Below are 23812 nucleotides of genomic sequence, written 5' to 3' on the forward strand. Positions count from 1 at the left end.
TGTAGTTTCAGCTCCCTCCCCGCCATTGCCTCGCCCGCCCGACCCGGGTCAAATGCGCCTCGAACCGCGCCGACAACAGAATTCCAGCGCGCGGAAACAAGCGACGGGAGCGGCGCATCATGGACGACAAGGGCATTTTCCATGGCCTGAAGGTGCTGGACTGCGCGAGCTTCATCGCGGCTCCCGCAGCCGCCACCGTGCTTTCCGATTTCGGCGCTGACGTCATCAAGATCGAGCCGCCCGGCGCCGGCGATCCCTACCGCAACCTGCCGAACCTGCCGGGCTATCCGCGCAGCGAGCATAACTACGCGTGGTATCTTGAAGCCCGCAACAAGCGCAGCCTCGCGCTTGACCTGTCGAAGCCGGAAGCGCAGGCCGTCCTGCATAGATTGGTCGGTGAGGCCGATGTCTTCATCACCAACTTTCCGCCGTCGGTCCGCGCCAAGCTCGGCCTCACCCACGACAAGCTCGCGCCGCTCAATCCACGGCTGATCTACGCGTCGTTCACCGGATATGGCGAGAAGGGCGAGGAAGCCGACAAACCGGGCTTCGACAGCAATGCCTATTGGGCGCGCTCCGGGTTGATGGACCTGGTCCGTGCCGACGAGAGCACGACACCCGCCCGCTCCGTCGCCGGCATGGGCGACCACCCCTGCGCGATGGCGTTTTATGGCGCGATCGTCACGGCGCTTTACCAGCGCGAGAAGACCGGCAAGGGCTGCCATGTCGCCACCAACCTGATGGCCAACGGGGTCTGGGCGGCCTCCGTGCTCGCCCAGGCCAAGCTTTGCGGTGCGACCTTCGTCGAGCGGCGACCGCGCGAGCGCGCGCTGAACGCGGTCGCCAATCACTACAAATGCCAGGACGGCCGCTGGATCATGCTGTCGCTCCTCAATGAGGAGAAGCAGTGGCCGATCCTCGCCCGCTGCCTTGGCCGGGAGGAGCTGATCGACGATCCGCGCTTCATCACCAAGGCCGATCGCCACGCCCGCTCGGTCGAGCTGATCCATGAGTTCGACGCGGTGTTCGCGACCAGGCCGCTGGCCGAATGGCGCCGGATCCTCGACGGCAGCGGGCTCGTGTTCGGCGTGGTCGGCATTCTCGACGACATCCCGAACGACAGGCAGATGATCGAGAACGATGTGCTGGTGCCGTTCGAGAACGACACCATGCTGACCGTCAACAGCCCGATCTTCATCGACGGCCAGCGCAAGGTCGCACCGCGCAAGCCGCCCGGCATAGGGCAGCACAGCGACGAGATCCTGCGCAGCGCCGGCTTCGACGACGAGGCCATCCGCGACCTGCGCGCGCGCGGCGCAGTGGCCTGAGCTAGCGCGTCGCGATGAAGCACATGCCGAACCGCGTCGCCGGCCCGGTCTGACAGGACAGGTTCGCGGCGCAGGTCCAGGTCGAGAAGCTCTTGTCGTTGTCCGCGGCCTCGGCGTGGCGCGCGTAGCAATGCCCGCCCCAGCCGTCATTGTAGACCGTGCCGGCGAGTTCATCGCTGCCGCGCAGCTGCGGGCGGCTGGCGAAGCCGCGCGAGAAATCCGGCGTACGGCCCTCGGCAAAGGCGTTGAGGATGTCGCGCCGGCGGACCTGGTCGCCGAAGAAATGCGGCGAGCCCGGCACCACCACGGTGTTGGACGGCTTCTCCGCCATCCAGTCGACACCGGGGAAGTGGAAGCCGCCGATGCCGCGGGTCTGATGGCAGCCGCCGCAGCTCGAATCGTTGAGGCGACGCTCGAAGCCCGCGACCGACTGGATGTTCTGCAGCACGATGCCCTGCGCGGCCGCCTTCTCCAGCGCGCCGACCACATCGGACTCGGTGAACACCGCGCCCTGCCCGGCCGCGCTCCCCTGCACCAGCCCGTAGGCCGGCAGCAGATCGGAATTGACGAAGCCGACCGGGGTCGGCGCCACCGCAACCTTGGCCAGGAACTGGTCGGGGATCACCGCGGTGCCGCGGTCGAGCTCGCCGAGATGGACGGGGTCGAGCAGCCAGGCCTTGAACTCGCGCGCCAGCGCGGCATCCGAAAGCAGCCGGTCGCGATCGACCTGATCCTCCAGCTCCGCCTCCTCGAACGTCCCGCTCGCGGCCTGATAGTCGAACACCTTCATCATGTAGTCGGTGCGGAAATCGCGGATCGCCGATTTCGGCGCATGCGCGATCTGCAGGTTGGTCTCGATGCGGTGGATGTTCTCCGGCCTGATCAGCGCCAGCGGCCCGTCCGGCGCCATCAGCTTCGCGGCAAGCTCCGGCCCGGTCAGTTGCAGATCGGACGTCGCCAGCCACCGCTTGGCGATCTCGGCGCAGCTCGGGGAGTTGCTCTTGGCTTGCGCGTCGCTGCGCGCCTTGAGCACGATGTTGAGCGTCATCGGCAGCCGCGGCGAGGCGACCTCGCCGTCCTTGGCCTCGGGCGGCGTCGTCCGCGTCAGGCGGTACAGCAGCCGCACCTCGCCGCAATGGTCGGGATCGACGAAGGCGCGATCCATGCGATTGACGACACCGGCCAGCACGAAGCGGGCATCGGACGAATCGAGCACGGTGCGGTCGAACAGCTGGAACGCGTAGGACGTGCCGACGCCGATGCTCTCGTTCGGCAACGTCGTCTTGTGCTTGTCGACGTAGCGGTCGAACTCCGCCTCGAGCGCCTTGCGCACGGGGGCCATCGACGGCAGCGCGAACAATGCCGCGTCGGTCAGCGGCGCATCGCTCGCGCGCGCGAGCATCTTTCCGAGGCCGAACGCGCCGTTGTCGAGCTCACGCAGCGCGAACGGCTCGAGGATGGCGGCGCCGCGCTCGATCGGCGCGCTCTCGTCCGCATGGGCGAACGGGGCGCAGCACAGCATCACAAAGCCGAATACCGACAGTCGCAAGATCCGCCTCCTCGATTCCATGGCGCAACTGACGGCCTGCTAGCCCTCGAAGATAGCCGAAAGGCGGGCGGCTTCGGACAATTGTGCGACGAGGCGCCTCACGTCGCGGTGAGGCGCCTCGTCAGATTCGTCTCCAAAAACAGATGGTCGGTCAGCGCGAGACGACAAGCCCCTTGGTGGTGACGACCACCCAGCGGCCGTCCTGCTTGCGGATCGCGTCGACCTTGCCGAGACCCGGCACGGGATCGCCGGCATAGACCTCGTAGAGGCCGCCGCGGCCCTCGATCAGCGCGCCGCCACGACCGACGTCACGCAGCACCCAGCCCTCGACGACCTTGGGCTTGGCGGCGTCCGCGCGGTTCGGCTCGGGACGAGGAGCGGCCTCCGCCCGCGCCGGCTCGGTCCGGCTCGCCTCTGCCCTTGCTGCTTCGGTCCTGGCTGCCTCGGCGCGGTTCGCCTCCTGGCGGCTCGCCACCCCCGCGGGCGGGGCCGCCGCATTGATCGCACCCACGGCCTGCGGCACGGATGCCGCGCTGTCACGTGACGCCGCCTGCTGCGATGTCGCGGACGCCTGCGCGGCGCGCAGCCGGTCCACGGCCTCGCTCAGACGCTGCAGCTCGCTCGGCTTGGCCGACGATTTCGTCGACAGGTCACCCAGGATCTTCTCGAGCCGGTCGAGACGCTCGGCGGACTTGTTGAGCTCGACGAGGCTGGTCTGATTGGTCTGGTCGAGGCTCGCCTTCAGCGCGGCGACATCATTGTCGATCCGCGCCACCGTCGCGCCAAGCGTGGAATCCGCAGCCTCGCCAGCCGTCGCATCGGCCACGTCACCGCCGCCGGAGCGCGTGACGAATTTGGCGGTGACCAGACCACCGGCAACGCCGCCGACGACCATCGACAGCAGCAGGATCGCGGCCATGGCCGGAAGGTTGAGCCTCCCGTTCGCGGCATGCGGCAGGGTCTGCGCCTGCGGAGGCGGCGACGCCCCAGCGGCGCGAGCTGCCGTCGCGGCGGCCGCCGGCTTGGGCGCCGCATCGACCTTGAACGGCTCGGTCTTGAACTTCGCCCTGGCCCAGGCTGCGGCCTTGTCGACGGCGGCAAGAGCACTCGCCTTGGTCAGCGGTCCGGCGGCCGCCTGGACCGGCGTGACCGGACGCGACGCGGACGCCTCTGGCTTGGCTGCCGATGCCGGCTTGGCAACGGGCTCCAGCTTGGCAACCGTCTCTGGTTTCGCCGCCGGCTCGGGCTTTGCGGCCGGCTCGGGCCGGATGACGGCTTCCGTCTTGGTGGCAGTCACGGGCTTGATCGGCGCATCCGGCTTGATGGGCGCGTCCGGCTTCGGCGAGGTCGCCGCCATCGGACCCACCTTCGGCGCATTGGCCGCGAGCGCCGACAGCTTCGGCGTCTCGACCTTGAGGAGCTCGCCGGCCGCCGCCGCCTTGATCGGCTCCGACTTGACCGGCTCGGTCCTGATCAGATCCAGGATCGTCGAGGGAGATTTCGCAGCACTCGGGACCGCTCCGGCTTCGACCTTGCCCGGCACCGTGCCCCTTGCCGCCTGCGACTTTGTCAGCTCGGGCTTGACCTTGTCGGACTTGCCCTTGTCGGATTTGACCAGGTCGAGCCGCGCAGGCTCGGGCTTGGCGCGCTCCAGCTTCACCGCCTCGATCTTGGCGGGCTCGATCTTCTCCGGCTCGGCCGTGACGACTTCGCTCTTGGCCTGCTCGGGCTTGATCGTTCCGATCTCGGTGCCGGCCGTCATCCCGGTATTGATCGCAGAGCTGTTGATCGCTGGGCTGTTGAGCCCAGGGCTGTTGGGCGCAGACTTGGCGTCGGTCGTGGCGCCGTCCAATGCAACCGGTCCGGCCTTGGTGTCGAGCTGCGGCTCGGGCGCGGTCACCGCTTCCACGATTGCCACCTTGGGGTCGATGCCCGGACGATCAGCCGCCGGCGCTTCGTGATCCGGCGCGATCATGGGCGGGGCCACCGCGGCGATCGTGGGCACGGCCGGATCGACTGCGTCCGGGGAGGCGGATGTCGTCAGGGCCGGGTCGACGCTCGCAGGGGCCGCGCCAGTCGTACCGGCCACGCCAAGGCTGGCCCGTTCGGGCTTTTGGTCGCTCACGTTCAGAGTCTCCGCATGACGTTGAGCACTTGGTAACCTTAGTTAGCGTTCGATTGATTGCCAAAATCTTACTTTTGCAAGGCTTACCTGAGTTTTAGGGATTCATACCGGGCGGATTTGCGCCGACAAAGTGGAGCAGATGTGGCGGGCGGTGCCCGAATATTCAGCTCTGGGCGGCCCGTCCGGAGGCAGCAAGCTCGATCGGCACGCGGCGCAGCGTGGTCGACGGGGAGTCAAACAGAGCCGCTCTCGCGGCGCGATTGCACCCGAGCTTTGACCATCATTCCCTCCGCATCAGTCGGAGGGCGCAGGGAAGGCCGGGTGCCGACTGGCACCCGTGGCCCCCGTGCGGAAAGATTGCACGGGGCAGGAACCACAGGTTCAGCCGGAACGACCCGGCCCTCCCTGCGCGATGGCGTTACGGCTGCTTCGTAGTCTCCCCGGTGCGCCGGGCTTTCTGGTCACCGTCATCCGCACGAGGCGAAGCCTGCATGCGAACTTGACATCGGCATCGGGATGCCAGGACCCTACGACTTGACCGTCCGTACCGCGCTTGCTCGCCGGCCCGCTTGCGCAAAGCCCCAAGTCCGATACGGCCACCGCTCCCCGCTGCTACGCCTCGTGACGATCGGCCGAAACGTCCCTCTTCATTGCAGGCGGGATGGCCGGGATCATCGTCGTGATTTGCCCGACGCTGCAAGCCGGCAAGCGTGCGACAAACTGGCTCGACGGGCAGTTGGCGCATGACGGGATTGCGGAAATTGCCCGTCGGGTCAGTGGTCGATGGACGACTGTAGGCTTGCGAATGTTGTCAGTCTTGCAATGCCATCGACAGACGGAAGGCATGTTTGTCGGCCAACTGAACGCCAGTTCTCGACATCGGACGGCTGGCTGCCTGCTTGGCTGATAGGACGGGCCTGCACCAGAACCTTGAGGGAAGCGTTCGCCGAGCGAGGAACGAGAAACCGAAGAGAGCAATGCGCATCGATTGTCAGCCGGCCATCAAAGGCGTGCGGCCCGATGATCTGGTGGGATATGCCGACGAGCTCGGCAACTTCCATATCGGCGGCGCCGGCCAAATGCCCCGAACCGGGATTCCGCTTCTACGACCGGGACGCGAATATGAATTCTGCTTCTACGCAGACAGCAAATATGAAGGCAGCAGCTACGACGTAGAGGTCACAATGACGAGCACTGATCGATTCACGGGCTCGGAGCATGCAGATTGATCCAGAAGATCTTGATCGCACCACGCGCAACATGAGGCGCTTCTTTTCAGACCGCTGTTTTCTGATGCCGCGGATACCAATTCCTGCCGGGGAGCACTTTCGAAGCCTAAGGATGTTATGGCCCCCAAGAGACCGGAACAACGATGACGGTGCCGCACCGTCGAGATCGCCCCTGGTCAATACACAATCATAGATTGTATATTGTGCCGCCGGCCTTGTTGTTTTCGATGAACGCTCTGGTTGCTTTCGTAGACTAATACTACGCGTTCGGACTATTTTTTCACTTCCATTTTTTCAAGGGGAGCACTCATGCGAAAGCTCATTTCTTCGATCGGATTTTTGTGCGCCGCACTTTTGATCCTTGCCTCGTCAGGCGCGCACGCGCAGGCGACGCGGACCTGGGTGTCCGGGGTCGGCGACGACGTCAACCCGTGCAGCCGGACTGCGCCCTGCAAGACCTTCGCCGGCGCGATCTCGAAGACCGCCGCCGGCGGTGAGATCGACGTGCTCGATCCCGGCGGCTACGGCGCCGTCACGATCACCAAGTCGATCACCATCGACGGCGGGGGGACCATGGCCTCGGTCCTGGCGTCGGCGACCAACGGCATCAATGTGAATGCCGGCGCCAACGATGTCATCATCCTGCGCAATCTGAGCATCAACGGCGCCGGCACGACCCTCGGCCTCAACGGCGTCAATTTCCTGGCCGGCCGAAAGCTCGTCGTCGAGAACTGTACCTTCGAGAACTTCTCGCAAAGCGCAATCTCTGTCGCGCCGACCGGTGCGGCACAGGTGGTGATCGCGGACTCCTCGCTCAAGGCGTCGGCGTTCGGCGTCACGGTCACAACCGCCAATTCGAGCAGCGCAATCAGCGTGCTCGTCTCCAACACCAAGGCCATCGAAAATGGCAATGCCGGAATATCCGCCACGGTCCCGGCCGGCAAGCCGGGGATGGGCGTGTTTCTCGATCGGCTGACCTCCGAGTTCAACAACACCGGCGTTCTGGCAAGCGGCAGCGGCGCCATCGTGACGTTGGGAAATTCCGTCATCCAGGGCAATTCCAACGGCGTCGTTCAGACCGGCGGCGGCTCGGTCTCGTCCTTCAAGAACAACGCGATCAGCAACAACGGCGTCGACGGCACGCCGCTCACGGGGATCAGCCTGAACTAGCGACGCCGCCGCGGGAAGCCCGACATCTGGCGACCCGCGCCTGGCGGACAACGTGCCATCACATCGGCGAGGTCCCGTTGCCGGCGAGACCTCGCTCGATTGCGTCGATGCCGGCGCTCAGACGCCGGCGGCGGCCGCGTGCTGGGCCGCCATCTCGGCATCCGCAGCGGTGACGCGCTGGAACGCCGGACGCTGGGTGATGCGCTCGGCGTAGCGCACGAACACGTCCTTGCGCGGCACCACGCCGAACATCATGGTCCAGTTGAAGGCGACACCCCACAGCACGTCGGCGGCAGTCATGCGCTCGCCGAGCAGATACGGCCCCTTGGCTAGCTGCTGCTCCAGCGCACCCAGCATCGTATCGTAGTCGGCATAGGGCGACTGTGTGACCGGCGCGGGCTCGCGCTTCATGAAATGGTCGATCACGGCGGGCTCGAACGACGCGCCGTAATAGGCGATCCAGCGCAGATAGGGCCCGCGCATGGGATCGTCGAGCGCCGGCGTCAGCCCCGCCTGCGGAAACAGATCGGCGAGATAGATGAAGATCGCGACCTGCTCGGTCACGATCTGGCCGCGATGTCCGATCGTCGGCACCTTGCCGAGCGGATTGACGGCCAGGAACTCCGGCTTGCGCTGCTCGCCCGCCTTCATGTTGAGGACATGCAGATCGTAGGGCGCGCCCAGCTCCTCGAGCAGGACGCGGGTGCCGGCGGCGCGGGTCTGCGGCGAGTAATACAGCGTGATCTTGTCGTCGGCGGTCATGATGGTGTCCTCCCATTGCCGGCTGCGGTGGCGGGCTTGTCGCACACCATACCTGACAAGGTGTGTCAGGTATGTTTAAAGAAGGGCATGCGCGCGAGCCGGCTGCTCTCCATCCTCACCACCCTGCAGGCCAAGGGACAGGTCACGGCGCCCGAGCTCGCAGCCGCCTGCGAGGTCTCGGTGCGCACGATCTACCGCGACATCGACGCGCTCGCCGCGGCGGGGATCCCCGTCTATGCCGAGCGCGGCGCCGAAGGCGGGTTCCGTCTGCTCGACGGCTATCGCGTGCGGCTGAACGGGCTGTCCCCGGCCGAGACCGATGCGCTGTTCATGGCGGGCCTGCCCGGCCCCGCCGCAGCCCTCGGGCTCGACGACGCGATGAGCGCGGCGCAGACCAAGCTGGTGGCAGCGCTGCCGCAGAGCCTGCGCGCCAATGCCGGCCGCATGCAGGCGCGCTTCCACCTCGACGCGCCCGGCTGGTTCGGCGAGGCCGAGGAGCCGCCGCATCTGCGCGCCATCGCCGATGCCCTGCTCGCCGAGCGGCAGATCGACATCCGCTACCAGACCTGGCGCGCCGAGAAGCGCCGCCGCGTCGCGCCGCTCGGCCTCGTGCTGAAGGGCGGCAATTGGTATCTCGCAGGAGGGGTCGAGCGCAGCGTGCGCACCTATCGCGTCGCGCGCATCCTCGACTGCACGGTGACGAACGAGAGTTTCGCGCGGCCCGCCGATTTCGACCTTGCCGCCTATTGGCGCGCCGCGACGGAGCGGCTGGAGGCGGAGCTGCATCCGAAGACGGCCACGGTGCGCCTGTCGCCGCTCGGTGTGAAACTGCTGGAAGTGTGGAGCCAGCCTTACGTGCGCGCCCGCATGCGCCTCGCCGACGAGGCCGATGCGCAGGGCTGGCGTATCGCGACGATCCCGACCGGGACGACGCTGTGGCACGCCGCGGGTGAATTGCTGCGGTTTGGCCCCGAGGCCGAGGTGCTCGATCCGCCGGAGTTGCGCGCGAAGATGGCCGAGCTGGCGCAGGCGATGGCGAAGCGCTACGGCGCCTGAGCTGCGACGGTGTAAGTTGTGGACGTATTTTCCATCCGCGTCGTTGCGAGCGCAGCGAAGAGGGGGCGCGCTCACATCCAGCTAGGATGAGCGCGACCGGCGAAGTGAGTGCGACTGGTACGATCAGCGCTACAGCACCACTGGCGCGTCGGGCAGCTCGTTCGTCTCTCCCGCATGCGGCGGAAAGTACCTGGCGAGCTCGCGCGACACGGCCGCGATGCCCTGCATCACGCCCTGCTCGAAGCGTCCGGCGCGGAACTCAGCCTCCATCGCGCGGCAGATCGTCTCCCAGCCCTCGGCGCCGACGCGGTGATGAATGCCGCGGTCGGCGATGATCTCGACGTCGCGATCAGCCAAGAGCAGGTAGATCAGGACGCCGTTGTTGTGCGCGGTGTCCCAGATGCGCAATTGCGAGAACACGTCGAGCGCGCGCTCGCGCGGTGGCTGGTCGCGCCACAGCGGCCGGCCGTCGAGCGCGCCCTCGACGACGAAGCGGAGCTGGCCGGCATGGGTGCGCTCGCCGTCCTTGATCGCCTGCTCGATGCGGGCCAGCACAGCCGGCGTGAAGATGCGCCTGAGCTGCCAGTGATGCTGCAGGAGATGCCGGCCGATCCGCCTGATGCCCATGGTCGCGCGCCCCGTCCTCACCAGCTGCCCGAGGCGCCGCCGCCGCCAAAACTGCCGCCGCCACCGGAGAAGCTGCCGCTGTCGCTCGAGCTGCCGCTGCTCCAGCCTGATGACGACGAGCCGCTCGACCAGCCGCCGCGGCGGCCGCTGCCCGGCGTCATCGCGCCGAAGGCGTCGGCAACGAAGGCGATGACGAAGCCGGCGATCGCCGACAGCGCCGCCAGCCCAACCGATCCCACCATCAGCCAGGCGAACACGCCCATGGCGCCACCGGTCGCGAGCGAGCCGATCAGCCGGCCGAGCAGCGTCCGCAGAAAGCCGCCGATCACCAGTGCGCCGAACAGCGCCACCGGCGCGAACGAGCTGATGGAATCGAAATCCAAATCGTCGCCATGCGAGGCCTGCGGCTGCGGCACCGGCAGGGTCTCGCCGTTGATGACGCCGATGATACGGTCGATGCCGGCATCGATACCGCCGGCAAAATCGCCGGTACGGAATTTCGGCGTGATGACCTCGTCGATGATGCGGCGTGCGGTGACGTCGGTGAGGCTGCCTTCGAGGCCGTAGCCGACCTCGATGCGCAGCTTGCGGTCGTTCTTGGCGATCACCAGCAGCGCGCCGTCGTCGACCTTCCTGCGCCCGATCTTCCAGACCTCGGCGACACGGAGCGAGAACTGCTCGATGGTCTCCGGCTGCGTCGTCGGCACGATCAGCACCGCGACCTGGCTGCCCTTGCGGGTTTCCAGGTCCTTCAGCTTCTGCGTGAGGCCCGCGATGTCCGAGGAGGACAGCGTGCCGGTCTGGTCGACGACGCGGCCGGTGAGCTGCGGCACCGCGACGTCCGCCAGCACGATCGTCGCGAGGCAGACGAACAGCGTCGCAAGCAGCGCCTTGAGGACCGGCAGCGCGCGCACGATTCCCTGCTCCGGCTATTTCGACGGCGCAGGCGACGGCGCGTTGAAGTCGACCTTCGGCGCCACCGAGATCTCGCGCTCGTTCTCGACGGTGAAGTTGGCCTTCTCCTTGTAGCCGAACACCATCGCGGTCAGATTGTTCGGGAAGGTGCGGATGCCGACGTTATACTCCTGCACCGCCTTGATGTAGCGGTTGCGCGCCACCGTGATGCGGTTCTCGGTGCCTTCGAGCTGGGACATCAGGTCGCGGAACAGCGCGTCCGATTTGAGCTGCGGGTAATTCTCGGTGACGACCAGCAGCCGCGACAGCGCGGAGGTCAGCTCGCTCTGCGCCGCCTGGAACTTCTGCAGCGCCGCGGGATCGTTGACGACGTCGGGCGTGGCCTGGACACTGCCGACCTTGGCGCGGGCGTTGGTGACGCCGAGCAGCACGTCCTTCTCCTGCTGGGCAAAGCCCTTCACGCTGTTGACCAGGTTGGGCACGAGGTCGGCACGGCGCTGATACTGGTTGACCACCTCCGACCAGGCCGCCTTGACCTGCTCGTCATTGGTCTGGATGGCGTTGTAGCCGCAATTGGTCAGGCTCAGCGTCATCAGCGCCGCCAGCACGGTCAGCAATCTCCGCATCGCGCGTCCCCCTCTTCATCCGGTTGTACCGCCTTCACACAGCACAGCTTTGGCGACGGCGCAATGACGGCAGCCGGCCGCCGGACATGGGTCGCGGCGGCCGGTGGGTCGGTTCAGGGAAGTTCCGGGGCTCAGGCAGCGTTGGAGGACATACCCTCCGCCGTCATTGCGAGCGCGAGCAATCCAGAGTCCCGCCCACCACCCTGGATTGCTTCGCTGCTGTTTAGCCCGGAGACATAGCTTACACCTGTTCGGGGACATGGTTGACACTTTTGGGGTCACGCAAATCGATCGCTGCGATCTGATGAGCGGCAAAGAAAACTCCGAATTTTCCGTCTTGTCTGAGTGGACGAATAGCGAGTCGCTCACCGCGAAAGGCTTGAGGGACTTTCCAGAGCCGTCCCTCGAAACTGACATAGGCCTTCGTGCTCGACACGGAACGGACGATCTCCCCCTCGTCGTAGTCCACCGTCGGAAGGCGATCCGGCATGGTGCGTTGGCTGGGCCGATAGCGGCTTGCCGGCACATTGAAGTCGAGAGCCTCATGGGGGCGGTCGAGATTGTAGACGGCTCGCCATTCGTCGAGTGCCCGCTGGACATCGGGAAGGTCCCTGTAACGCTTGAAGGCAAAGACCTCGGCCTTCAGGCTGCGGTGGAAGCGTTCGTTCTTGCCGCGGCTCTGGGGATGATAGGGCCGGCTATGGATCGTTCGAACGCCGAGCTTCAGCAGCCAGACCGTCAACGCGGTCCAGGGGTCTTCGAGAGTAAAGCCCCAGGGGCCACCGTTGTCGACGAACATCGCATCCGGCAGTCCATAGCGGCGGAACGTCGTCTCCAAATGTCCTTTGACCGTAGAGCCGCGCTCATTGTCGCAGGCCGCCAGGCACAAGGAAAAGCGCGAGTGATCGTCCAGCGCGGTGAGCGGATGACAAGACACACCGTTCTCCAGCGCACTGTGTCCCTTGAAGTCCATCTGCCACAGCTGATTGGGCGCATCCTTCTCGAACCGCGTGTAGGGCTGCCCGGGCGTGCCGCCAGGCTCCGTCACCCGATCGTAGCGGCGCAGGATGTTATGCACGGTGGAGATCGCCGGGACAGCTTGCCCATCGCGATCGAGACGATGCGCGAGCTTGCGCGCGCCCCAGGCCGGGTGAGCATCGCGCAACGCGACAATCTGCTGCTCAGTCGCAGCTGCGGTGCGCTCCGGACTTCGATGCGGCCGCCGCGACCGGTCCGCCAGCGTCGTATCGCCGGCGTCAGACCGCTCGATCCATTTGTAGCCGGTCTGGGGGCTGATGCCGAACCGCCGACACAGCTGCCGCCGGTTGGCTCCCTCCTGCTTGGCAAGCATCACAAACTCTCGTCGCTGGTCCATGACAGACACCTCTCGCCACGGCATCGCTCGCCCCTTTGCTTGACGAATCGAGCCAATTTTGAGGTGTCAACCATGTCTCCGAACACCTGTCAGCCATGTCCCCGGGCTGAACACTGCGCTCGCAATGACGGGCGGAGGCAGTTGAGACGCAATCTTGCAACCGACTCGCCGAACTCCCGCTCAACTGCCCTTGCGGTCGCGCAGCTGGGTCACAAACATGTCCTGCCAGCTCGCGGGCTTGACCTTGATCGAGCCGACGCCGTGCATGAACTCGGCGATCTTCAGCACGCCCTCGGGCGTCGCGGAGAACCAGGTGTCCTTGTCCTGCAGCATCTCCAGCACGTCCTCCTTGGTGGTCTTCACCTTGGCGGTGCGGGCGTAGATCTCAGCCGCGGCAGCCTTGTCGTTGGCGATCAGCGTGCAGGCCTCGTCGAGCGCGTCGAGGAACGCCTGCACGACCTTGGGATTGGCGTCGACGAAGCGCTTGGGCGCGAACACCACGTCCATCGTCATCCGTCCGAGCACGTCGGCGGAATTGGCAACGCGGCGGATCTTCGAATCCTTCAGCTCGATGTAGGAGAACGGCGGGGAGGTGAAATGCGCCGTGATCTCGGTCTTGCCCGAGGTGAGCGCCGCCAGCGCCTCCGGATGCGGCAGGCCGACGGTCATCGGATCGAGCTTGGCGTAGTTCTCCTTGCCGAACTCCTGCGCTGCCATCATCTGCAGCATGACCGCCGACAGCGAGGTCTTGATGCCCGGCAGGGCGATCTTGTCGCTCGGCTTGAAATCCTTCAGCGACTTGATCTCGGGATTGTTGGTGTTCATCCACAGCGAGGTGGAGCTGAGGCCGCTGACGCCGACCACCTCCACCGCCGGAATGCCCTTGGCCTTGGCCCACAGCGTGATGAAGCCGGGCGCACCGGTGCCGGCGATGTCGAGCGAGCCGGCCATCATCGCGTCGTTGATGATGTTGCCGCCGTCGAGCATCTGCCAGTTCACCTTGAACGGACCGAGCCCGGCCTTCTCGGCCTGCTTCTCCATCAGCTTCTGATCTTCCATCACGATCAGCGGCAGATAGAGGATGCCGTAGCCCTTGGAGAGCCTGATCTCCTTGACCTCGGCCTGCGCGGCGGTGGCGCCGAGCAGCGCGGCGAGGCCGAGCGCGGCGGCCGTGAATGATTTGCTCCAGGACATGGTCGTCTCCTTCCTTGTTGTTGTGCTTATAACTCGAAATTCAGTGCTGCATGCCCCAGCGCCGCACCGTCTTGCGCTCGATGGTGGCGAACACGACGTTCTCGACGACGAGGCCGATGAAGATCACGGTGAACAGCCCGGCGAACACGTTCGCCGTCTCCAGCTGGTTGCGGTTCTCGAAGATGAACCAGCCGAGCCCGCCCGAGCCGGAGGACACGCCGAACACCAGCTCGGCCGCGATCAGGGTGCGCCAGGCGAAGGCCCAGCCGACCTTCAGGCCGGTGAGGATGGCCGGAAAGGCCGCGGGGATCAGGATGAAGCGCACCAGCTTCAGCCCGCGCAGGCCGTAGTTCAGGCCGACCATGCGCAAGGTGTTCGACACCGAGCGGAAGCCGGAATGGGTGTTGAGCGCGATCGCCCACAGCACCGAATGCACCAGCACGAAGATGATACTGCCCTTGCCGAGGCCGAACCAGATCAGCGCCAGCGGCAGCAATGCGATCGCCGGCAGCGGGTTGAACATCGAGGTCAGCGCCTCCAGCATGTCGGCGCCGATCCGCGAGCCGATCGCGATCGTGGTCAGCACGGCCGCCAGCGCGATGCCGATGCCGTAGCCGATCAGCAGCGTCTCCAGCGACACCAGGGTGCGCGCAGGGATGATACCGTTGCCGATGTTCTCGAAGAAGGCTGAGAGCGTGTCGGTGAAGGTCGGAAACAACAGGGGATTGCCGAGCCACAGGCCATAGGCCTGCCACAGCGCGGCGAGCGCCATCAGGATGATGGCCTTGCGGACCGCACCGATGCGGTAGATGCGTTCCAGCCAGGACAGGCTCGCCTCGACCTTGACGTCACCGAGGGGCGTGTCTGCATTGACGATTTCGGGGCGCAGCGCCAGCGTCTCGCTCATGGATGCTCTCCTCGTCTCAGTGATGGCCGAACAGCATGTCGTTGATGCGCCCTTCGAGCGCGACCTGCTCGGGCGAACCCATCGTACCCGGCGGCACGCTGTTGAGCTCGGCGCGGACGCGGCCGGGATGCGGCGACAGCAGCAGGATGCGCGAGCCGATCTTGATCGCCTCCTCGATCGAATGCGTCACGAACAACACGGTGAAGCGGGTGTCCTGCCAGAGCTGCAAGAGCTCGTCCTGCATCTTGCGCCGGGTCAGCGCGTCCAAGGCGGCGAACGGCTCGTCCATCAAGAGCACGTCGGGCTCCATCGCCATGCCCCTGGCGATCGCGACACGCTGCTTCATGCCGCCGGAGAGCATGTGCGGATAGGAGTCGATGAACTTGGTGAGACCGACCTTGTCGATATAGGACTTCGCCCGCTCGTTGGCCTCGGCCGTGCCGAGCCGGCCGCTGGCGGTCAGCGCGAATACGACGTTCTCGCGCACCGTCTTCCACGGCAGCAGCTGGTCGAACTCCTGGAATACCATCATGCGGTCCGGCCCGGGCTCGCTGACGTCGTGGCCCTTGAGCCGGATGCGGCCCTCGGTCGGCTTCAGGTAGCCGCCGATCGCCTTCAGAAGCGTGGATTTGCCGCAGCCGGAAGGGCCGAGCAGCACGAAGCGGTCGGAGTCGAAGACCTTGAAATCGACGCGGTAGGTCGCCGTGACCAAGGTGTCCGGCGTCTTGTACTGGAGCGTCACGCCCTCGACCGAGAGCAGCGGCTCGAACTGAGATGGCGATTGATGGACGGTCATCGTCCTCCCTCCTCTATATTGCAGTGCGAAATTTCGCTGGTGCACTTCGGCGCCCTTATTCGAAGTGATAGAGGAGGAGACTGACGCGAACCTGACTCCGAAGCGGACAACGAGACCTTGCGCATCCTGCTGGTGGAAGACACGCCCGAGATCGGCGCCGCCGTGACCAGCCGGTTCGAGCGGATCGGCTACGCCGTCGACTGGGAGAAGGACGGCCGGACCGCGAGCGAGCTGATCGAGGTGCAGACCTATGACTTGATCGTGCTCGACGTGATGCTGCCGAACATGGACGGCTTTGCCGTGCTCAAGCACCTGCGCAAGCGCGGCCTGCGCACGCCGGTGCTCGTGCTGACGGCACGCTCGGCAGTCGACGACCGGATCGGGGCGCTCGACCTCGGCGCCGACGACTATCTGGTCAAGCCGTTCGACTACCGCGAGCTGGAGGCGCGCGCCCGCGCGTTGCTGCGCCGGGCAGCCGGCCAGTCCGACAATCTGCTGACCCTCGGGCCGCTGGTGATCGACCGCGCCGGGCGCACCGCCAGCGTCGCCGGCCAGCCGCTGGACCTGACGCGGCGCGAGCTGACCGTGCTGGAAATCCTCGCCGCACGTCCCGGTCGCTACGTCGCCAAGGAGGAGCTGGTCGAGCAGCTCTTCAGCTTCGACCAGGACCCGAGCCCGAACGCGGTCGAGCAGTTCGTCGCACGTCTCAGGCGCAAGCTGGCGGCGACGTCAGTCGAAATCAAGACCGAGCGCGGCCTTGGCTATCAGCTCCACGCTTCGTGACCTCAGGGCGTCGCTGCGCGCGCGGCTGCTGATCGCGATCGGCGCGATCCTGGCCATCGGCGCCGTCGTGCTCAGCCTCGCCGCCTGGCAATATGCCGCGACCGCCGCGCGCGACGCCTATGACAAGCTGCTCGCGGGCGGCGCGGTGCAGATCGCCGAGAACATCTACATGCAGGGCGGCGTGGTGACGCTGGATCCGCCGGCGGCGGCGTTTGCGACATTGTCGGCCTATGACCTCGTGTTCTATCGCGTCACCGATCCGCGCGGCGTCGTCATCGCCGGCTATGACGACCTCGCCGTCACCGCGCCCGCCAGGGCGCTGCGCGAGGGCGTGGTGCTGCGCGACGGCGTCTATCGCGACCAGGCCGTGCGCATCGCCGCGGTGGCGCGCAAGCTCGACGGCGCGCCTGGCGACGGCTGGAGCCTGATCGTGCTGGCGCAGACCCTGCGCGCCCGCGACGCGCTGACCTGGGATCTTGCCTCGAAGGCGATCGGCCTGATCGCCGCGATGAGCCTGCTGGCGCTGGTCGCGACCGCGCTCTGCCTGCGGCTGGTGTTCGCGCCGCTGACGCGGATCGAGGCCGAGATCGTCAAGCGTCGCCCCGATGATCTCAGCCCGATCGCGATCACGCCGCCGCGCGAGGTGCGCGCGCTGGTCGGCGCCATCGACGGCTTCATGCAGCGCCTCGCCGAGCGCATCGCGCTGATGCAGCGCTTCATCGCCGACGCCACGCACCAGCTGCGCACGCCGCTCGCGGCCATCGATGCCGAGGTCGAGCTGCTGAGCGATCAGACCGAGGACCCGAAGGCGCTCGACCGGCTGCGCGGCCGCATCGCCGACCTCGCCCGCCTCACCAGCCAGCTGCTCGATCACGCCATGATCCAGCACCGCGCCCAGGCACCACGGTTCGTTGCGACCGATATCAACGCGCTGGCGAAATCGGTGTTGTCGCAGAGCGTCCCGCTGACGCTGGATCGGGAGGTTTCCGTCAGCTTCGTGGCGTCGGAGGAGAACGCGGTGGTCGCCGCCGACGCCATCAGCCTGCGCGAGGCGCTTGCCAACCTCATCCACAACGCGCTGGCGCATGGCGCGCGGACGCGGCTGATGGTGAGGGTGGAGAAGGCGGCGGGTGTCGCGATCGTCGTCTGGGATGATGGGCCGGGGATCGCCGAGGAGGCGCAGACCGGACTGCTGGCGCCGTTTCAGAAGGGCGACGGCTCGCATGGATCGGGGCTTGGGCTTGCGATCGCCAAGGACGTCGCGGAGGCCCACGGCGGAAACCTGCGGTTTGCGGGCAGCGCGGGCGACTTCAGCGTGATCCTGGAACTACCACCCCAGCCCCATGGCTAAACCTTTAGTTGTTTCATTACACGCCCGTTCTGAAATCAACGGTATGTCGTTCCCAGCATCAGGGGAACCACCATGGTAAGGCTTGCCGTTCTAGGAATTGTTGCAGCGGCCAGTCTCTCATGCACCGCACCGGCAACCGCCGCGGATCAGGACGGCGAATGCGCGAAGTCCCTGCTCAGGACCTCCCCCGAGATCGTCATTGCGGCCTGCTCCCGAATCCTTGCCGAGCCCAACACATCCTCGGCCGAGCGTGGCCGCGCCCTCTCGGTTCGAGGCTCGGGCTACTATCACACGAAGCGGTGGGACTTTGCAGCGAAGGATTACGATGCCGCCATCGCGCTGATGCCGACCGATGAAGAACTGCTGCTGTCCCGCGCGACGACGGCGTCCCGTCTCGGCGATCTCACACTGAGCCACTCACTCATCGAGAAGGTCCTGACGCTCAATCCGTCCAATCCGAATGCGATCTGGCGCGTCGGCGCCTCCTATGCAGACGCCGGCGACGACCGCTCCGCGATCCGCTATTATGACATGGCCTTGGCGATCGCGCCGAGAAACCAGTATGCGCTGCTGCTCAGCAGCGACAGTCATCAGCGTTTGCGCCGCTTCGACGAAGCGCTGAAGACCGCTGACGCGCTGGTTGCGCTCGGTCCCGACGAGATCAATCTGCAGCCCTATTTCGACGGCTATGGTAACCGGCTCGACTTCTACATCGTCGCTCTGAAGAACCGCGCGCGCATTTACTGGACAGTCGGCCAGTTTGACCGTGCAGAGCAGGACTTGAACGCTGCCGTAACCTATCAACGGATTCCCCTGTCGCTCACGGCACGGGGCCACTTGCTCACCTACAGACCCGGACGAGAGCAGGAGGCGTTTGCCGACCTGCAGGAAGCCAAATCGCTCGGGTCCGAGCAATATGAGACCTTCTTCGACCTCGGGCTCATCCACGCCAAGCGTCAGCAATTCCGCGAGGCGATCGCCGAATTCGATCGTGCCGCGGCGATTGATCCGCCATCCGGCGAGGCGTTCCGCATGCGTGCACTGATGCATCGGGAACTCGACGAGACCGATCTCGCGTTCGACGACATGGTGCTGGCCGTGAGCATCGAAGAGTCGGTGCTCAAGCGGACCGTTCTGGCGCTGCGCACCGCCGGCTATTGGCGCTCGAACCAGGCGCCTGACGAACTGACGCCCGACTTCAAGGACGCGATCCGCGCCTGCATGCTCGACAAGCTCTGCAAGTGAGTCCTCCGATGACATCCCGCATTCGCTCCGCCATCCCGCTCATCCTGATCGCCGGGCTGCTGGGCACGCCCTCTCTCGCCGAAGACATGCTTGGAACGGCGGGCCCGATCCGCTCCTTCGGCTTCGGAACATGCAAGCTGCCCTATCCGGCGAGAGCCCGCGGCGAATGTGATCCGCCGGAAGTTTCAGCAACACTGCCGGCGGATGTCCGTTCGCAGCAGCGCGTCGTTCGCGCGCGTCAGCTCACCGAGATCGCCAGGCTGCCGCAGGCGATCGCCGAGCTTGATACCGCCATTACCGAGCAGCCCGGCAACGTGCCGGCGCTGCTGCTCCGCGCCCGCCTAAGGATACCCGCCCAGCTGACCGAGGCCACGCGCGACGTGAAGGCGGCGCTGCAGGCCGCCCCTGAGAATGCCGACGCGCTGGCGACCATGGCCTTCATCCTCATCGGTCAGGACGATCAGGCCGCGCTTCAGTTGGCCACCGACGCCCTCGTCCGCAACCCGCCATCGGTCGATGCGCTCTGGATCCGGGCCATCCTTGCAAACCGAAGCGGCCGGCCGGAGCAGTCGGAGGCGGATCTCGATCGGGCCATCGCAATCGAGCCCGACGATCGGCGAAGCCGCATGACACGCGCCGAGATCAGGCTGCAGACCGGCAAGGCGGCTGGCGCCAAGGAGGATCTCGATGCGATCCTCGCGGCGGGGTCTGATCTCCAGGCGCTGCAGATGCGGGCGACGATACTGGCCGGGCTGGGAGACGACAGCGCAGCGCTTGCCGACCTGAACAAGGTTCTCGGTCCGCCCGGACAGCGGGTGCTTCCCGGCCCGGCCCGACCCGACCTCGTCAACATGTTCGTGCAGCGCGCCTTGATCCTCACCCGCACCGGACGAGAGCCGGATGCCAGGCAGGACCTCGAAACCATCGTCGCGCTGGGCGGCAATCGCGCGATCCTGCAGATGCAGGTCTACCTGCGGGGTCATGGCTTTCCGGACCTCGCTCTGAACGGCAAACGGTCCGACCAGCTCGACGACGCGCTGCGCGCCTGCTTCATCAACAGTGCATGTGGCCGCGGCATCGCCATCCGCGGGTAGCATCTCGTCTGCGGTGGCCTGACCGCCGCATCCTCAATGCCGGCAAGCGGCAGACGGATGCGGCGGTCTGAGAAGTGAAGTTATGCTTACGCCGCAGCCTTCCTTGCCTTCGCGTCCCGGATCGCCGCCCACACCTTCTCAGGCGTCAGCGGCGTCTGCAAATTGGTGATGCCGAGTTCGAACAGCGCGTCCATCACGCCATTGGTGACGCAGGGCGGGCCGCCGATGGCGCCGGATTCGCCGCAGCCCTTGGCGCCCAGCGGGTTGGTCTTGCAGGGCGCGGAATCATCGAGCGTGACGACGATCGGCGGCACGTCGTCGGCGCGCGGAATGCAGTAGTCCTGATAGGTCGCGGTCAGGAGCTGGCCGTCGGCATCGTAGGCGACGTTCTCGTACAGCGCCTGGCCGATGCCCTGGGCGACGCCGCCATGGATCTGGCCGGCCACCAGCATCGGATTGACGGCAACGCCGACGTCGTCGACGGTGGTGTAGCGCACGACACGGCTGATGCCGGTCTCCGGATCGATCTCGACCTCGCAGATATGGGTGCCGTTCGGCCAGCTCGGACCATCGACCTCGCCCTCGCTGTCGACCGACAGCTTGGCGCCCTGCTCCTTCTGCGCGATCTCGAACAGGCTGATGCGGCGGTCGGTGCCGACGACGGTGAGGACGCCGTCGCGATACTCGATGTCCTCGACCGCGGTCTCCAAGAGGTTCGACGCCTTCTCGCGCGCCTTGCTGATGAGATCGTTGGAGGACACCGCCACCGCGGTGCCGCCGACGAACAGCGAGCGCGAGCCGACGCTGCCGAAGCCGGTGGCGAGATCGGTGTCGCCCTGCACCACGTCGATCTTGTCGAGCGGGATGCCGAGCGTGTCGGAGATCATCTGGGTGTAGGTGGTCTGCAATCCCTGCCCCATCGCCATGGTGCCGGAGTGAAGGATGACGCGGCCCTCGGAGGTCGCGTGCAGCGACACCTTCTCGGTGTGGGCGCGGCCGCCGGTCCATTCGATGTAGGAGGTGAGGCCGCGGCCGTAGAGCATGCCGCGCTTCTTCGCTTCGCGCTTGCGCGCATTGAAGCCGTCCCAGTCCGCAAGCTTGGACGCGCGCTCCAGCATGTGGGCGAAGGCGCCGGAATCATAGACCTGGCCGACGGCGTTGGTGTAGGGCAGTTGCGCCGGCTTGATGTAGTTGGCCTTGCGGATCGCGCGCGGATCGATCCCGATCTGGCGCGCGGCCGTGTCGAACAGGCGCTCCACGATGAACACCGCCTCGGGACGCCCGGCGCCGCGATAGGCACCGACCGGTGCGGTATGCGTCATCACGGTCTTCACCTCGAAATGCACCAGCGGCAGGTCATAGACACCGGTCTGCACGAACGGCCCGAGCACCAGCGGAATGATGTTGGCCGCACCCGATGAATAGGCGCCGGTGGCGCCGATCGAGCGCACGCGATAGGCCAGCACCTTGCCCTTGGCGTCCAAAGCGAACTCGGCGGTCGAGGTGAGGTCGCGGCCATGCGTGCCGCCGACGAACTCGTCGGTGCGCTCGGCGCGCCAGCGGATCTTCTTGACGAGCTTGGTCGCGGCATAGGCGACGATGCCGTCCTCAGGATAGAGGTTGGTCTTCTGGCCGAAGCCGCCGCCGATGTCGCCGACCAGCACGCGCACACTTTCCTTCGGCCGCTTCAGCACGGCTTCCGCCAGCACGTCACGGGTCGAGGCCGGCGTCTGCGACTGCACGTACAGCAGCAGCCGGCCGGTCTTCTTCTCGATCTCGGCAATGGTCGAGCGCGGCTCCATCGCCGAGGGCACCAGGCGCTGGCTGGCAATGTCGAGCGACACCTTGTGCGCGGCGCTGGAGAAGGCCTCTTCCACCTTGGCGGCATCGCCATAGCTCATCGCGGCAACGATATTGTCCGGCGCCTCGGCCCAGACGACGGGCGCACCCGGCTCGAGCGCCTTGACCGGATCGGTCACCGCCGGCAGCACCTCGTAGTCGACGACGATCGCTTCCGCCGCTTCCTGCGCGATCGTGCGCGACGCCGCGACCACGGCCGCGACCGCCTCGCCGGTGAAGCGGACGACCTCATGGGCGAGCAGGCGGCGCGGCGGCACCGTCATCGGCTTGCCGTCGGGACGCTTGAAGATCGCCAATGTCGGAATGGTGCCGACATCGTCGGCGACGAGGTCCGCACCGGTGTAGATCGCCTGCACGCCCGCGATCTCGCGGGCGGCGGCGGTGTCGATCGACAGGATCCTGGCATGCGCATGCGGGGAGCGCAGCACGTAGAGCCACAGCGCGCCGTCCTCCGCCTTGTCGTCGATGAACTGCCCCTTCCCGGTCAGCAGCCGCTGGTCCTCCAGACGCTTGACGGGCTGCCCCGCACCAAACCGCATATTGTTGGGAAGAATGTTCATTCGGGAATCCTTGGTCAGTTCAATGTAATTGCATGGGGTTTTAGCGGATCGATGTTCCGCTGGCCAAGCCATGATTGTGCTGGTGCGTCATACCGCACTGTCATGCCCGGGCTTGGCCCGCCTGCGCAGCCGAAACCGCTTCGACCCAGCGAAGGCCCGGGCATCCACAGTCCCGTTTCCGTTTGGGATGGATGGCCGGGTCAAGCCCGACCAGCGTCACGCCAGGCTGCGCAGCACCTCTTCGACGACCTTGCGCTGCTCGGGCGAGAGCGGGGCCTGCGGCGGCACGGGATCGCCGACGTCGTACCCCTGGATCGACAGGCCGGCCTTGATGCAGGCCGCGAGGTTGAAGCGGGCGAAGGCCTCGTTGACGCGCCACAGCTTCTTCTGCAGCAGCATCGCATCGTCCCAGCAGGACGCCCTGCAGAGATTGTAGAGTTCGACGCTCTGGCGCGGAATGATGCAGGCCGGCCCGGCCATCCAGCCCTTGCCGCCGATCAGCATCACCGCCGCCGGAATGTGCGAGGACGCCGCGAACACCTTGATGGCGTCGCCGCAGCGATTGATGATCGACAACAGCCGGCCGGTGTTGGTGGACGCGTCCTTGATGTAGTTGATGCGCGGATGCTCGGCGAGATCAGCGATGACGTCGAGCGACAGGTCGGAGCGCTGGAACTGGGGATTGGTGTAGATGACGACGGGAATGTCGACGGCATCGGCAATCGCCCGGAAATACGCCTTGATACCGGCGTCGTTGACCGGGAAGTAGGCTTCGAGCACGGCCAGGATGCCGGTTGCGCCGCGCTTCTGGTAAGCCTTGGCCTGCGCCACCGCGTCAGCGATCGCAGTCGAGGCCACGCCTGCGATCACGGGAACGCGGCCCTGGGCGGCCTCGATGGTTGTCTCCACGACGGTCATGCGCTGCGCGCGGTCGAGATAGGCGAACTCGCCGGTCGAGCCGAGCGGCGTCAGGCCGTGCACGCCGGCATGGATGAGATCATCGCACAGCCGCCCCAGCACCTCCGTCCGGATCGTGCCATCCGCGCCGATCGGCGAGGCCAGGTAGGGGAAGACACCATGAAATTCAGTCATGCGGCGGGTATAGCGGCCGGGCCGCCGCCTCCGCAAGCACGCGCATGATCGCGGGCAGCCCCCTCGGCACTGAGTGCTTCCAGCGACGCGTCCGTCCGGGCGGAACCTGGCTCGCGCGGGCGGGTGCAACGGTGTCACACTGCTACAGCAATCGCATGTTGTCGCTCA

General features: G+C 66.3%; 21 protein-coding genes. 9 read left to right on the top strand and 12 right to left on the bottom strand.

All coding sequences use genetic code 11. The features are described 5' to 3' along the window. Positions 1–119 precede the first annotated feature (119 nt). A complete protein-coding gene (locus ACQR1D_RS21595; RefSeq protein ID WP_434894082.1) occupies positions 120–1328 on the top strand; it encodes a CaiB/BaiF CoA transferase family protein in 1209 nt (402 codons plus the stop codon). A 1-nt stretch (position 1329) separates the two neighbouring features. Here the strand turns inward: ACQR1D_RS21595 and ACQR1D_RS21600 are convergent, their stop codons facing one another. Both ACQR1D_RS21600 and ACQR1D_RS21605 read right to left on the bottom strand, forming a co-directional pair. Then, on the bottom strand, positions 1330–2898 hold the full coding sequence (locus tag ACQR1D_RS21600; RefSeq protein ID WP_434894081.1) for a hypothetical protein: 1569 nt from the start codon (positions 2896–2898) through the stop codon (positions 1330–1332). Between the two features lie 130 nt (positions 2899–3028). After that, positions 3029–5002: a hypothetical protein gene (locus ACQR1D_RS21605; protein WP_434894080.1), complete on the bottom strand. Its 1974-nt coding sequence runs from the start codon at positions 5000–5002 to the stop codon at positions 3029–3031. Between the two features lie 661 nt (positions 5003–5663). Here ACQR1D_RS21605 and ACQR1D_RS21610 point away from each other — a divergent pair. The 3 genes from ACQR1D_RS21610 to ACQR1D_RS21620 all read left to right on the top strand — a co-directional run bounded on the left by ACQR1D_RS21610 (position 5664) and on the right by ACQR1D_RS21620 (position 7401). Further along, positions 5664–5909: a hypothetical protein gene (locus tag ACQR1D_RS21610; protein WP_434846166.1), complete on the top strand. Its 246-nt coding sequence runs from the start codon at positions 5664–5666 to the stop codon at positions 5907–5909. A gap of 70 nt (positions 5910–5979) precedes the next feature. Beyond that, the gene (locus ACQR1D_RS21615; protein ID WP_434894079.1) at positions 5980–6231 is read left to right on the top strand and encodes a hypothetical protein; all 252 of its coding nucleotides are present in this window, start codon (positions 5980–5982) and stop codon (positions 6229–6231) included. A gap of 309 nt (positions 6232–6540) precedes the next feature. After that, on the top strand, positions 6541–7401 hold the full coding sequence (locus ACQR1D_RS21620) for a hypothetical protein (protein ID WP_434838641.1): 861 nt from the start codon (positions 6541–6543) through the stop codon (positions 7399–7401). A gap of 117 nt (positions 7402–7518) precedes the next feature. Here the strand turns inward: ACQR1D_RS21620 and ACQR1D_RS21625 are convergent, their stop codons facing one another. Beyond that, on the bottom strand, positions 7519–8163 hold the full coding sequence (locus tag ACQR1D_RS21625; RefSeq protein ID WP_434894078.1) for a glutathione S-transferase family protein: 645 nt from the start codon (positions 8161–8163) through the stop codon (positions 7519–7521). An 87-nt stretch (positions 8164–8250) separates the two neighbouring features. Between ACQR1D_RS21625 and ACQR1D_RS21630 the strand changes: the two genes are divergently transcribed. Then, positions 8251–9219, top strand: a complete 969-nt coding sequence (locus tag ACQR1D_RS21630) for a helix-turn-helix transcriptional regulator (protein ID WP_434894077.1) — start codon at positions 8251–8253, stop codon at positions 9217–9219. 129 nt (positions 9220–9348) lie between these two features. Here ACQR1D_RS21630 and ACQR1D_RS21635 read toward each other — a convergent pair whose 3' ends face one another. From ACQR1D_RS21635 to ACQR1D_RS21665, 7 genes are all read right to left on the bottom strand, one after another. Continuing rightward, positions 9349–9846 carry a TPM domain-containing protein gene (locus ACQR1D_RS21635; protein ID WP_316177402.1) on the bottom strand — a complete coding sequence of 166 codons (498 nt, stop codon included), beginning with the start codon at positions 9844–9846 and terminating at the stop codon, positions 9349–9351. Positions 9847–9863: 17 nt separating this feature from the next. Continuing rightward, positions 9864–10760: a TPM domain-containing protein gene (locus ACQR1D_RS21640; protein WP_434894076.1), complete on the bottom strand. Its 897-nt coding sequence runs from the start codon at positions 10758–10760 to the stop codon at positions 9864–9866. Positions 10761–10775: 15 nt separating this feature from the next. Then, entirely contained in the window at positions 10776–11387 is a 612-nt protein-coding gene (locus ACQR1D_RS21645; protein WP_315804832.1) for a LemA family protein, read from the bottom strand. Between the two features lie 241 nt (positions 11388–11628). Then, positions 11629–12786 (bottom strand): IS481 family transposase, encoded by a 1158-nt coding sequence (locus tag ACQR1D_RS21650; protein WP_316216558.1) that lies wholly within the window; start codon positions 12784–12786, stop codon positions 11629–11631. Positions 12787–12942: 156 nt separating this feature from the next. Continuing rightward, a complete protein-coding gene (locus tag ACQR1D_RS21655; protein ID WP_316216543.1) occupies positions 12943–13956 on the bottom strand; it encodes an ABC transporter substrate-binding protein in 1014 nt (337 codons plus the stop codon). 40 nt (positions 13957–13996) lie between these two features. After that, positions 13997–14863, bottom strand: coding sequence for an ABC transporter permease (locus ACQR1D_RS21660; RefSeq protein WP_315804830.1), 867 nt, complete (start codon positions 14861–14863; stop codon positions 13997–13999). Positions 14864–14879: 16 nt separating this feature from the next. Next, complete coding sequence (locus ACQR1D_RS21665) at positions 14880–15659, bottom strand: ABC transporter ATP-binding protein (protein WP_315796993.1); 780 nt, start codon at positions 15657–15659, stop codon at positions 14880–14882. 117 nt (positions 15660–15776) lie between these two features. Between ACQR1D_RS21665 and ACQR1D_RS21670 the strand changes: the two genes are divergently transcribed. From ACQR1D_RS21670 to ACQR1D_RS21685, 4 genes are all read left to right on the top strand, one after another. Continuing rightward, entirely contained in the window at positions 15777–16442 is a 666-nt protein-coding gene (locus ACQR1D_RS21670) for a response regulator (protein WP_434838636.1), read from the top strand. Then, positions 16417–17793 (top strand): sensor histidine kinase, encoded by a 1377-nt coding sequence (locus ACQR1D_RS21675; protein WP_434838635.1) that lies wholly within the window; start codon positions 16417–16419, stop codon positions 17791–17793. The genes ACQR1D_RS21670 and ACQR1D_RS21675 overlap by 26 nt, the downstream gene beginning before the upstream one ends. A gap of 72 nt (positions 17794–17865) precedes the next feature. Then, entirely contained in the window at positions 17866–19038 is a 1173-nt protein-coding gene (locus ACQR1D_RS21680) for a tetratricopeptide repeat protein (protein WP_434838634.1), read from the top strand. An 8-nt stretch (positions 19039–19046) separates the two neighbouring features. Further along, positions 19047–20132 carry a tetratricopeptide repeat protein gene (locus tag ACQR1D_RS21685; RefSeq protein ID WP_316177388.1) on the top strand — a complete coding sequence of 362 codons (1086 nt, stop codon included), beginning with the start codon at positions 19047–19049 and terminating at the stop codon, positions 20130–20132. An 86-nt stretch (positions 20133–20218) separates the two neighbouring features. Here ACQR1D_RS21685 and ACQR1D_RS21690 read toward each other — a convergent pair whose 3' ends face one another. Continuing rightward, positions 20219–22552, bottom strand: coding sequence for a xanthine dehydrogenase family protein molybdopterin-binding subunit (locus ACQR1D_RS21690; protein ID WP_434838633.1), 2334 nt, complete (start codon positions 22550–22552; stop codon positions 20219–20221). A gap of 216 nt (positions 22553–22768) precedes the next feature. After that, positions 22769–23644 carry a dihydrodipicolinate synthase family protein gene (locus ACQR1D_RS21695; protein ID WP_434838632.1) on the bottom strand — a complete coding sequence of 292 codons (876 nt, stop codon included), beginning with the start codon at positions 23642–23644 and terminating at the stop codon, positions 22769–22771. Positions 23645–23812 lie beyond the last annotated feature (168 nt).

Source organism: Bradyrhizobium sp. HKCCYLRH2047, from assembly GCF_051168175.1.
In the GTDB taxonomy this organism is placed as follows: domain Bacteria; phylum Pseudomonadota; class Alphaproteobacteria; order Rhizobiales; family Xanthobacteraceae; genus Bradyrhizobium.

What these genes read in the sequence shown, in the direction of transcription:
- ACQR1D_RS21685 (WP_316177388.1), top strand. Translation starts at nt 19,047, where the DNA reads ATGACATCCCGCATTCGCTCCGCCATCCCGCTCATCCTGATCGCCGGG.
- ACQR1D_RS21680 (WP_434838634.1), top strand. Translation starts at nt 17,866, where the DNA reads ATGGTAAGGCTTGCCGTTCTAGGAATTGTTGCAGCGGCCAGTCTCTCA.
- ACQR1D_RS21665 (WP_315796993.1), bottom strand. Translation starts at nt 15,659, where the DNA reads ATGACCGTCCATCAATCGCCATCTCAGTTCGAGCCGCTGCTCTCGGTC.
- ACQR1D_RS21610 (WP_434846166.1), top strand. Translation starts at nt 5,664, where the DNA reads ATGGCCGGGATCATCGTCGTGATTTGCCCGACGCTGCAAGCCGGCAAG.
- ACQR1D_RS21655 (WP_316216543.1), bottom strand. Translation starts at nt 13,956, where the DNA reads ATGTCCTGGAGCAAATCATTCACGGCCGCCGCGCTCGGCCTCGCCGCG.
- ACQR1D_RS21615 (WP_434894079.1), top strand. Translation starts at nt 5,980, where the DNA reads ATGCGCATCGATTGTCAGCCGGCCATCAAAGGCGTGCGGCCCGATGAT.
- ACQR1D_RS21630 (WP_434894077.1), top strand. Translation starts at nt 8,251, where the DNA reads ATGCGCGCGAGCCGGCTGCTCTCCATCCTCACCACCCTGCAGGCCAAG.
- ACQR1D_RS21660 (WP_315804830.1), bottom strand. Translation starts at nt 14,863, where the DNA reads ATGAGCGAGACGCTGGCGCTGCGCCCCGAAATCGTCAATGCAGACACG.
- ACQR1D_RS21625 (WP_434894078.1), bottom strand. Translation starts at nt 8,163, where the DNA reads ATGACCGCCGACGACAAGATCACGCTGTATTACTCGCCGCAGACCCGC.
- ACQR1D_RS21690 (WP_434838633.1), bottom strand. Translation starts at nt 22,552, where the DNA reads ATGAACATTCTTCCCAACAATATGCGGTTTGGTGCGGGGCAGCCCGTC.
- ACQR1D_RS21620 (WP_434838641.1), top strand. Translation starts at nt 6,541, where the DNA reads ATGCGAAAGCTCATTTCTTCGATCGGATTTTTGTGCGCCGCACTTTTG.
- ACQR1D_RS21695 (WP_434838632.1), bottom strand. Translation starts at nt 23,644, where the DNA reads ATGACTGAATTTCATGGTGTCTTCCCCTACCTGGCCTCGCCGATCGGC.
- ACQR1D_RS21600 (WP_434894081.1), bottom strand. Translation starts at nt 2,898, where the DNA reads ATGGAATCGAGGAGGCGGATCTTGCGACTGTCGGTATTCGGCTTTGTG.
- ACQR1D_RS21595 (WP_434894082.1), top strand. Translation starts at nt 120, where the DNA reads ATGGACGACAAGGGCATTTTCCATGGCCTGAAGGTGCTGGACTGCGCG.
- ACQR1D_RS21645 (WP_315804832.1), bottom strand. Translation starts at nt 11,387, where the DNA reads ATGCGGAGATTGCTGACCGTGCTGGCGGCGCTGATGACGCTGAGCCTG.
- ACQR1D_RS21650 (WP_316216558.1), bottom strand. Translation starts at nt 12,786, where the DNA reads ATGCCGTGGCGAGAGGTGTCTGTCATGGACCAGCGACGAGAGTTTGTG.
- ACQR1D_RS21635 (WP_316177402.1), bottom strand. Translation starts at nt 9,846, where the DNA reads ATGGGCATCAGGCGGATCGGCCGGCATCTCCTGCAGCATCACTGGCAG.